This is a genomic window from Synechococcus sp. W55.1 (assembly GCF_047461655.1).
Taxonomy (GTDB): Bacteria; Cyanobacteriota; Cyanobacteriia; order Thermostichales; family Thermostichaceae; genus Thermostichus.
Window position 1 is genome coordinate 1 of sequence record NZ_JANSHN010000039.1, and the last position, 8,785, is coordinate 8,785.

9 protein-coding genes, 1 tRNA gene and 1 pseudogene are annotated in these 8,785 nt (G+C 58.8%); 6 read left to right on the top strand and 5 right to left on the bottom strand.

What is annotated here, in order from left to right; translation table 11 throughout:
• Positions 1-72: 72 nt before the first annotated feature.
• From NW816_RS13750 to NW816_RS13760, 3 genes are all read right to left on the bottom strand, one after another.
• Positions 73-738 (bottom strand): Uma2 family endonuclease, encoded by a 666-nt coding sequence (locus NW816_RS13750; RefSeq protein ID WP_414409524.1) that lies wholly within the window; start codon positions 736-738, stop codon positions 73-75.
• A 14-nt stretch (positions 739-752) separates the two neighbouring features.
• Positions 753-1,415, bottom strand: coding sequence for a Uma2 family endonuclease (locus NW816_RS13755; RefSeq protein WP_414409525.1), 663 nt, complete (start codon positions 1,413-1,415; stop codon positions 753-755).
• A 174-nt stretch (positions 1,416-1,589) separates the two neighbouring features.
• Positions 1,590-2,414 carry a creatininase family protein gene (locus tag NW816_RS13760; RefSeq protein ID WP_414409532.1) on the bottom strand — a complete coding sequence of 275 codons (825 nt, stop codon included), beginning with the start codon at positions 2,412-2,414 and terminating at the stop codon, positions 1,590-1,592.
• A 174-nt stretch (positions 2,415-2,588) separates the two neighbouring features.
• Here NW816_RS13760 and NW816_RS13765 point away from each other — a divergent pair, with 174 nt between their 5' ends.
• Positions 2,589-3,005, top strand: a complete 417-nt coding sequence (locus NW816_RS13765) for a hypothetical protein (RefSeq protein WP_414409526.1) — start codon at positions 2,589-2,591, stop codon at positions 3,003-3,005.
• Here NW816_RS13765 and NW816_RS13770 read toward each other — a convergent pair.
• Entirely contained in the window at positions 3,002-4,267 is a 1,266-nt protein-coding gene (locus tag NW816_RS13770; RefSeq protein WP_414409527.1) for an aspartate aminotransferase family protein, read from the bottom strand. The two genes, NW816_RS13765 and NW816_RS13770, sit on opposite strands and share 4 nt — an antisense overlap.
• Before the next feature lie 153 nt (positions 4,268-4,420).
• Here NW816_RS13770 and cysC point away from each other — a divergent pair, with 153 nt between their 5' ends.
• Positions 4,421-4,948 carry an adenylyl-sulfate kinase gene (gene cysC / locus NW816_RS13775; protein ID WP_414409528.1) on the top strand — a complete coding sequence of 176 codons (528 nt, stop codon included), beginning with the start codon at positions 4,421-4,423 and terminating at the stop codon, positions 4,946-4,948.
• 96 nt (positions 4,949-5,044) lie between these two features.
• Positions 5,045-5,980 (top strand): alpha/beta fold hydrolase, encoded by a 936-nt coding sequence (locus NW816_RS13780; protein WP_414409529.1) that lies wholly within the window; start codon positions 5,045-5,047, stop codon positions 5,978-5,980.
• Between the two features lie 9 nt (positions 5,981-5,989).
• Here NW816_RS13780 and NW816_RS13785 read toward each other — a convergent pair whose 3' ends face one another.
• Complete coding sequence (locus tag NW816_RS13785; protein ID WP_414409530.1) at positions 5,990-6,526, bottom strand: HNH endonuclease; 537 nt, start codon at positions 6,524-6,526, stop codon at positions 5,990-5,992.
• Between the two features lie 223 nt (positions 6,527-6,749).
• Here NW816_RS13785 and lnt point away from each other — a divergent pair, with 223 nt between their 5' ends.
• The 3 genes and pseudogenes from lnt to NW816_RS13800 all read left to right on the top strand — a co-directional run.
• Positions 6,750-8,360: an apolipoprotein N-acyltransferase gene (lnt, locus tag NW816_RS13790; RefSeq protein WP_414409531.1), complete on the top strand. Its 1,611-nt coding sequence runs from the start codon at positions 6,750-6,752 to the stop codon at positions 8,358-8,360.
• Between the two features lie 82 nt (positions 8,361-8,442).
• Positions 8,443-8,515: transfer RNA gene (locus tag NW816_RS13795), tRNA-Thr, on the top strand.
• A gap of 195 nt (positions 8,516-8,710) precedes the next feature.
• A pseudogene (locus NW816_RS13800) lies at positions 8,711-8,785 on the top strand (IS5/IS1182 family transposase); the annotation flags it as partial.

Sequence of the window (8,785 nt, forward strand, 5' to 3'; positions counted from 1 at the left end):
CTGAGTGCTCCACAAATCCAGTGGCGCTATCCATCCCCACCCTACAGAGGGTGGGGAATTCCGCGCGTTTTGTTAAACATGGTCCTGTAGCTGTTGGATGAACCAGCTAGCAGCAGCAGTATTGGTTTGGGTGGCAAGTCGTTCCAGGGCTTGTTCAAGAAGAGCTATTTCTAAGCCTGTCAGCACCTGTGACTGGGAGATTGCCCTATAACGCCCCCCCTCAGCTAGCCCAAAGGCAAAGACGCGGCGCCCTTTGACGTCTATCACCCAATACTCGGGAATACCCAAGCTGGCGTAAAGTTGCTTTTGCTCATCCAGGTCAATGCTGAGGGTAGTATCGGCAATTTCGCCCACCAAGTCAGGCGCTCGTTGGTAGCGCAGATCAATCCGCCGCGGTTCACCGGACTGGTACTTGGGGATGTTATCGCCTTTGTAGAGCACCAGATCGGGGGCACAAGCATGGGTCTCGGGGCGTTCGATCAGACAGCGACCATAAGACTGCAAGGGGACATCGGGGTGGAGAAAGGCCCATGCGAAAAAAATTGCCGTCATGAAATCGCTGACGGAGGCATGCTCTGGCCCTTCTTTGCCCATGTTGACCCACAACCAGCCCTGATAAAAGGAAAGTTTCTGCCAATCCACAGCGGGATGGTCGCGGATAGCCACGTAGTCCTGCCAGGTGGCGCTGTGGCGCTCGAGGATAGGGGGGGTTGAGGTTTTTAGGGAGATGACAGTCATATCAATCTTGGTTCTTAAGCCCGGCTTTGCAACTGTTGGAGGAGCCAGTTGGCAGCAGCGGTGTTGGTCTCCTCGGCCAGCCGCTCCAGGGCTTGCTCGAGAAGGTCTATCTTCAGACCTGAGAGCACCTGTGACTGGGCAATGGCCCGATACTGGCCCCCCTCAGCTAGCCCAAAGGCAAAGACGCGGCGCCCTTTGACATCTATCACCCAATACTCGGGAATACCCAAGCTGGCGTAAAGTTGCTTTTGCTCATCCAGATCAATGCTGAGGGTAGTATCGGCAATTTCGCCCACCAAGTCAGGCGCCCGTTGGTAGCGCAGATCAATCCGCCGCGGTTCACCGGGCTGGTACTTGGGGATGTTATCGCCTTTGTAGAGCACCAGATCGGGGGCGCAGGCATGGGTCTCGGGGCGTTCGATCAGACAGCGACCACAAGACTGCAAGGGGACATCGGGGTGGAGAAAGGCCCAAAAACCAAAGACGATGGTGGTGAAATCGCTGACGGAGGCATGCTCTGGCCCTTCTTTGCCCATGTTGACCCACAACCAGCCCTGATAAAAGGAAAGTTTCTGCCAATCCACAGCGGGATGGTCGCGGATGGCCACGTAGTCTTGCCAGGTGGCGCTGTGGCGCTCAAGGATGGGTTGGGTGGCCGGTTTTAAGGAAAGGGTCATTGGTCGCACTGGCGAAGCGTAGCTCTATCACCCCTTAGCAAAAATGAGATGGGGGAGTTCATCTCTTCTCTTCAATCCTAATGGTTTCAATGGCCAGCCAGTTTTGGCGAAAGCCTTTCACAAAGCAGGCCGTAGGTCTATAGGGCAATGAACCACAGACCTTTGCCTGGATCCCTAGACCGGCAGCGGGGCTTTGCGCCAAGCCTTGGGCTGCTGGAACCTGTGCAGATCTCGGATCAGCCGCACCCAGCCATCGGACATGGACTCCACCAAAACTTTGCCTTTCTCCGGCGTGGCGGCAGTGGCATCGCCCAAAACTCCGCTCTGGGTGAGGTCGCGAGTTGCCCAAGCGAAAGGGATCCGCCCTTCCATGCTGAGCAAGCTGTTTTCCGGCAGATCGTGGGGATATTCGCAGACCAATCGGTCGGTTCGCACCGTATCGGGCAAAAGGTGCATCAGCATACTGGTCTCCCCATCGCCGGCGTGAATACCCAATTCCCGCTCTTTCTCGGTAAACAGCTCTCGCCCTTCGTGGGGAACCCGCCAGACGGACACCGGGAACAGCATGAAATCTTCATACTTCTGGTGAAGATCGCGGGCGACAATCTCCAGCACCTGTGGCTGGCCGCCGTGGGAATTGAGGAATACCAGCTTGCGAAACCCAGCTCGGTAGATGCTCTCTGCCACTTCCGTCAGCACCGCCATCAGGGTTTGGGCCGAGAGGGTAATGGTGCCGGGGAAATGCCAGTGCTCGTTGGCTTTGCCGTAGCATTGGGTGGGCAAAACATAGGCCGGGATCTCAGGCTCCAGCTTCTCCATGGCGCGCCCGATGACCGCCGTGCCGATGCAGGCATCCACCACCAGGGGCAGGTGGGGCCCGTGTTGCTCAATCGAGGCAACCGGCTGGATGATCACCACGTTCTCTTTATCGGGCATGGCCTGGATCTCTGTCCAGGTCAGGTAGGGGAAAAAGCGGTGGGGCGGGACAAAAGTGTGCATCATGGCGGGATCCGTCCAAGTCTGATCAGAAAGCTACCTAGCACCATGCCACAAGATCGGGTTCACGAAATGTCCGCAAAGACGGGATCCCCGGCCAACCCGCCTGCCAAAGAAAAGTAAGGAGGCCATCGATTAGGATCAGTACAGTCCATATCGTCTTCAGTTAACGATTGCATGACCCTGTTGCCTCGTTTGCCCGCCCGATGTGGCTCTGTGGAGAATATCCCTTTCAGAAGCCGCCCTTTGCCTGCCCCGGTGGAGGTGGGCAGCACTCCACCCTCACCCCGTCCCATCCTCGCCCTGCCAGGGCCGCAAGCCACCCTCTATGTGGAGCTGATTCAGGCTTCTCTCCACAATCTTGCGGCGGGATCCCCAGCATTGCTCTGGGTGCGACCTCTCTTGCTCAGGCAGGGATCCCAAGTCTTGAACCTGCGGGCCACCTCGGATTTGCTCTGGCCTGCTGCCGGCTTTGTCCCGGCCTATGCGGAGGAGGTGTTGCCCCTTTTGGAGCAGGCAAGGGATCCCGCTCCCCACGAGCCCTCTGCCCGACAGCAGTTGCAGGCCTTTCTGCGACAAGTTTGGCGAGGCTAGGCTTCCCCGGAATGGCCAAGGGAGGCGGCCAACCTCTGCAAAGCCGATTCCAACATCACCAGAGCCTCGTCGATTTCCGCCGGGGTGACGATCAAGGGGGGCACCAAGCGCACCACCTGGGATCCTGCCGGCACCAACAACAGCCCGCAGTCCATCGCCGCCTTGACCGCTTCAGCCGCCGGGATGCGCACCACCAAACCCTGAATCAGGCCCCAGCCCCGCACTTGCTCAACGAGCTGTGGAAACTGCTCCGCCAGGCGGGACAGCCCCTGACGCAGATACATCCCCGTCTGCTGGGCATTCCAAACCAAACTCTCTGACATCAGCGTGCGGCAAACCGCCAGACCCACCGCACAAGCCAAGGGGTTGCCCCCAAAGGTGCTGGCGTGATCCCCCGGCTGAAACACGGCGCAAAAGTCTTTCGCCAACAAGGCCCCGATGGGGATCCCACCGGCCAGGCCCTTGGCCAAGGTGAACACATCCGGCTCCACCCCCAGGTTACAGTGGCCCCACAGCATGCCAGTACGGCCCATGCCCACCTGCACCTCATCCAAAATCAGCAGAATGCCCCGCTCGCTGCAGATCCGGCGCAACCATTGAAAATAGGCGGGATCCCCCGGCACAACCCCCCCTTCCCCCTGCAACGGCTCCAACAGCACGGCACACACCCGCTCGCCCCAGCGCTCCAACACCGCTGCTGTGCCCTCGATGTCGTTGTAGGGAACGTAATCAAAGCCGGGCACCAGAGGGGCAAAGTCTTTCTGGTATTTGGGCTGGCCGGTGGCGGTAACGGTGGCCAGGGTGCGGCCATGGAAGCTGGCATGGGCGGTGAGGATCACCGGATCTGAGATCCCGCGCACCGCGTGGGCATACTTGCGGGCCAGCTTGATGGCTCCTTCATTGGCTTCCGCCCCTGAGTTGCAGAAAAACACCTTGTCGGCACAGGAGTGCTGGGTCAGCCATTGGGCCAGTTGCGCCTGCGGCTGGTTGTAGTAAAGGTTGGAAACATGATGCAACTGTTGCGCCTGCTCGGTGAGCGCCTGAATCCACAGCGGGTGGGCATGCCCCAGAGTACAGGTAGCAATGCCGGCCACAAAATCCAGGTACTCCCGCCCCTGCTCATCCCAAACTCGACACCCCTGCCCGCGCACCAGGGTTAAAGGATAGCGCCCGTAGGTGGACATCACATGCTCGGCAAACAGCTCGGCAGTTGTCGGGGATCCCGAGGGGGCACTGGCAAGAGGCGAAGTCAGGGGGGACATGGCCGGTGAAGGATTGTTGTCGTGTCGGCGGCACAGAGCACTTTGGGGCTGTGCAAGCCGTGTTTCGAGTGTACCACCCTGCTTTGGAGATGATATTCTGGCGGGGCCAAAGATTCAGGGATCCACAGCAAACAGACAGAAGCAAACAGACAGATGTCGCGGCGGGGGGTAACGGTCTGGTTTACGGGATTGAGCGGGGCGGGCAAAACCACCCTGAGCTGCGGCGTGGCCCAGCAGTTGCGCGCTTGGGGGCTGCCGGTGGAAGTGCTCGATGGGGACCTGGTGCGGCAACATCTCACCAAGGGTCTGGGCTTCAGCAAAGTGGATCGGGAGGAGAACATTCGCCGCATCGGCTTTGTGGCGGAGATGCTGACTCGGCACGGGGTGATTGTGCTGGTGTCGGCCATTTCCCCCTATCGGGCAGCACGGCAGGAGGTACGGCAGTATATTGGCAGCTTTATCGAAGTCTTTGTGGATGCCCCCCTGGAGGTGTGCGAACGCCGGGATGTGAAGGGCCTCTATCGAAAGGCGCGGGCAGGCTTAATCCAGAACTTTACCGGCATCGACGATCCCTACGAGCCGCCGGAACAGCCGGAGGTGGTGTGCAAAACTGCCGAGCAAAGCATCTCCGAATGTATTGACCTGGTGATACAAAGCCTAAAAAGCAGAGGTTATGTCTAACAGGCCCACTGCTCTTACGTTGCCCGTAGAGGGTGGGCTTCCCCCCGGAGTAGCTGCAAAGAACCTAGAATTAAGAAAGGCTTACAAGCAACTCCTATGGCTTCGACATCGGCATCGGCCACTCCCATTTCGGCGCGGTGGATCTGGCGAGGGCAGTCGGTTCATTACGTCAGACAGGGTGAGCAGGGGCAGCCTCTGCTTCTGGTGCACGGCTTTGGAGCCTCCACCGACCACTGGCGCAAGAACATTCCCGAATTGGCTCAACACTACCAGGTGTACGCCATCGATTTGCTGGGTTTCGGTCGCTCCGCCAAGCCCAACTGGGACTACCGCGCCGAAATCTGGCGGGATCAGCTGCGGGACTTTTGCCAACAGGTAATCCGTCGGCCTGTGGTGGGGATCGGCAACTCCCTGGGCGGCTATGTGGTGCTCAGTTTTGCGGCGGAGTGGCCGGAGTGGGTGCGGGGCGTGGTGCTTTTGAATGGGGCAGGTGGGTTTTCCACCCTCAAGGGATCCCCGACCGGATGGCGGCAATGGATAGGCGGGCTGGTGGGCTGGAGCCTGCGCCAGCGCCTGGTGTCTTACCTGCTGTTTCAGTATTTGCGGCAGCCGCACGTGATTCGAGCCAAGCTGAAGCAGGTTTACTACGACCCAGCAGCCGTGACCGATCAACTGGTCGAGGACATTCATCGCCCCACCCAGGATCCGGGTGCTGCCGATGTGTTTGTGGCCTTGATGCGAGGCGGCCAGAAGGGACGCTATGTAGATGAGCTGCTGCGCAGCCTGGTGCGCCCGCTGTTGTTGATCTGGGGAGAGCGGGATCCCTGGATGCGGGCGCGGGAACGCTCTAAGCTCTACCGGGCCCACTACCCTCAAGCAGTGGAATACTTCCTGGAGGCTGGCCACTGCCCCCACGATGAGCGCCCCGAAGAGGTCAATGCCCTGATTCACCGGTGGATCGAGACCGGGATCCCAGCCACCACTTCTCCCCCCATTTCCAAAGCTGCCCCTGTATCGGAAGTCCATCCCTAGGCGGCCCGTCTAGCTTGGGTTGTCCAACGATTCCCCCTGGGGATCCCCTTCTAGGCCGATGGTGTACTTAGACCATTCTCGGTGGGAACCACTGCCGACGGCTTTGGAGATTTCAAAGTAGAGGGTGCTGTGGGGACGGCGGGGTTGGCGCAACAGGGGCATACCGGCTTCGCGGGGGGTGCGGTTCCCTTTTTTCACGTTGCAGCGCACACAGGCACTGACCACATTTTCCCAAGTATCTCCGCCGCCACGGGAGCGAGGGATCACGTGATCCAGGGTGAGATCTTCGCCGAAGCAGCCGCAGTACTGACAACGGTGCCCATCCCGGTAGAGGACGTTGCGGCGCGTGAGCGGGATCTCCTTATGGGGAACGTGGACATAGTGGCGCAGGCGAATGACGGTGGGCAAAGGAATGTTGCCGTACACCACTCGGCCATTGTGCTCAATTTGCTCGGCCTTGCCCTTGAGCAAAAGAACGACCGCCCTGCGCCAACTGGTGATGTTGAGCGGCTCGTAGGAGGCATTCAAAACCAAAACTTTGCCCATAGTGCTACGCACCGCTGACGGGATCCCTAACCCAAGCCGGGAGGCACCAGCCCCCTGAAGTTATGCAAAATGTTAACACAGCTTCAGATTCGGGCAGTAGGAGCCCTGTGCTCCAGGAGATAGTTGCGGCTGCTGCAAGGGCGCTACTCTGGAGAGGATCCGTCGGCAGGGGCGTGTTCAATCCCCGTGGGGTTTCCCGAAGAGGCTGAATTTTATTGAGGTGATGAAGCTGGAACTGAAATCTTCAACTCAACGGCAGGATCTGCCCCAAAAGAGAAACCCAGGCGAGGGATCCCGCTGGCTGATGGGTCTAGCCATCCTGCTGCTCTGTCTGGGGTCCCCCAACCGCTGGTGGCACTGGTTTCCGGGGGCGCTGCTGGGCCTAGCCCCGCTGTTTGACCTGTGCGAACAACGGCAAGGGTGGGCGCGGTGGCGTTTGGCCTATGGCCTCTGGTTTTGGGTGTGCCTGTACGCCTTCTGGGTGGATCCCTTCTCGGTTGAGGTGTTGAGCGCCTGGGAGATCCTAGGGGGCGTGGTGGTGGCTCCCCTGATCCCCCTCTTTTTCACCACCGCTACGCTCCTGAGTTTGCAACTGAGTCGTCCCCTGCCGGTTTGGGCACGTCCGCTGGGTTTGGCCACGGTCTGGACGGGCTTGGATGGGCTGTTGGGCTTGCTCTGGTGGCCCATCCCTTTCCACTGGGGATCCTTGCTGTTCGACTGGCCTCTCGGGATCCAGGTGGCCGATGTCACCGGGATCTGGGGGGTTACCTTTTTTGCCGTGTTCGTCAATGGGGTTCTTTGGCAGATGGCCAGGCAGATTTCCAGCCGGTGGCAGACGGCTAGGGGATCCCTGAGAAACGCTTTGGGTGAGATGCTCAAGAACAGAGATTTCTGGAGTACGCTTGCCTGGGGCCTGGGGCTGACAGGGCTGGTCTTGGCTTATGGAAGCGTGCGCCTGGCTTACTTCGATGCCTTGGCCGTTGAAAACAGGGATCCCGGCTTTCGGGTGGGGGCAGTGCAGCAGGTGGCTTGGCTGGAAGCCGATCGCAGTTGGGACTACCGCATGGAGCGCTACCGGGAGCTGCATCAGCTTTCTGCCCAGGGGGTGGCTGCCGGGGCGCAGTTGGTGATTTGGCCGGAGGGGGCGCTGCGGGCACGGCTGCTGAATACCGGCCTAGAGCCTTACGTGATCGAGCCGATGCAAGCGATTCTGCCACCGGAAGGCGCTTTGATTACGGGGGCAACAGAGCCGGATCCCCGCACAGCCCATTTGCCGGAAGAGCAGCAGCGATTTTTTAATACGGCCCTGTTGTTTGACGCCCAGGGCAACTTGCTGGATGGGTTTGGCAAGCAGTGGATCTTTCCCTATTTCGAGTCGGGGCGCTATGTGCCCTCGCCGGATGGCTACCGACCTTTGGCCGGGGGGGAGCTTTTCGGGCCTTTGGGGGTGATGATCTGCTTGGAGAGCGTGTTGCCTGCGCCCAGCCGAACTTTGACTCGTCGCGGTGCCGAGTCTTTGATCGTAATTTCGGATGATAGCTGGTTTGGCAATAGCCACTGGCCGATGCTGCATGGCAAACTCTCGGTTTTTCGGGCTGTGGAAAATCGGCGTAGCGTGGTGTTTGTCAACAACACCGGCGGCAATTTGGTGGTGGATCCCTCAGGTCGGCTCCAGCAGGTCGGCCCCATCTTTCAGCGGGGGGTGATCACGGGAGAGGTGAGGCGGCGCTCTGAGACAACTTTCTACAATCGCGCAGGGGATTGGCTGGCGTGGCTAACGTTGGGGCTGTCTTTGGGGCTATGGCGTTGGGGATCCCGAGTGAGGCAAGGATGAGTTAGGATCAGTAAACCTGCCCAGGATCAAGATTGGGATTGCTTGCTCCGGAGCGGCGGGTTCCCCTATCGAATCAACCGTTGCTGATGTAGCTCAGTTGGTAGAGCAGCTCACTCGTAATGAGCAGGTCGTCGGTTCGAGTCCGATCATCAGCTTTCTGGAATTGAACACCTTGGAGTCCCTCACACTCCTGCTCTAATTCATTGCTCGCCCACTATTGTTGATTTTGTTTTCACTGATTAACTCTTGATTGCTATAGCAGCAGTTATAGCCGTTTTAGCCTAGGTCGTGTTGATCTTATGTTAGGATAGAGAGAATAATTTATAGAGGAAAGAGGATGAAGTTGTTTTTTTTTAGATGAAAACAAATGGCAGAAGATATTGGCTTTTTTACAGACAGAAGAGAGAGTTAACATTGGGAAAGAA

Excerpts from the sequence above, each read along its gene's own strand:
- NW816_RS13750 (WP_414409524.1), bottom strand. The coding sequence starts at position 738 with ATGACTGTCATCTCCCTAAAAACCTCAACCCCCCCTATCCTCGAGCGC.
- NW816_RS13755 (WP_414409525.1), bottom strand. The coding sequence starts at position 1,415 with ATGACCCTTTCCTTAAAACCGGCCACCCAACCCATCCTTGAGCGCCAC.
- NW816_RS13760 (WP_414409532.1), bottom strand. The coding sequence starts at position 2,414 with ATGCACACTTTTGTCCCGCCCCACCGCTTTTTCCCCTACCTGACCTGG.
- NW816_RS13765 (WP_414409526.1), top strand. The coding sequence starts at position 2,589 with ATGACCCTGTTGCCTCGTTTGCCCGCCCGATGTGGCTCTGTGGAGAAT.
- NW816_RS13770 (WP_414409527.1), bottom strand. The coding sequence starts at position 4,267 with ATGTCCCCCCTGACTTCGCCTCTTGCCAGTGCCCCCTCGGGATCCCCG.
- cysC (WP_414409528.1), top strand. The coding sequence starts at position 4,421 with ATGTCGCGGCGGGGGGTAACGGTCTGGTTTACGGGATTGAGCGGGGCG.
- NW816_RS13780 (WP_414409529.1), top strand. The coding sequence starts at position 5,045 with ATGGCTTCGACATCGGCATCGGCCACTCCCATTTCGGCGCGGTGGATC.
- NW816_RS13785 (WP_414409530.1), bottom strand. The coding sequence starts at position 6,526 with ATGGGCAAAGTTTTGGTTTTGAATGCCTCCTACGAGCCGCTCAACATC.
- lnt (WP_414409531.1), top strand. The coding sequence starts at position 6,750 with ATGAAGCTGGAACTGAAATCTTCAACTCAACGGCAGGATCTGCCCCAA.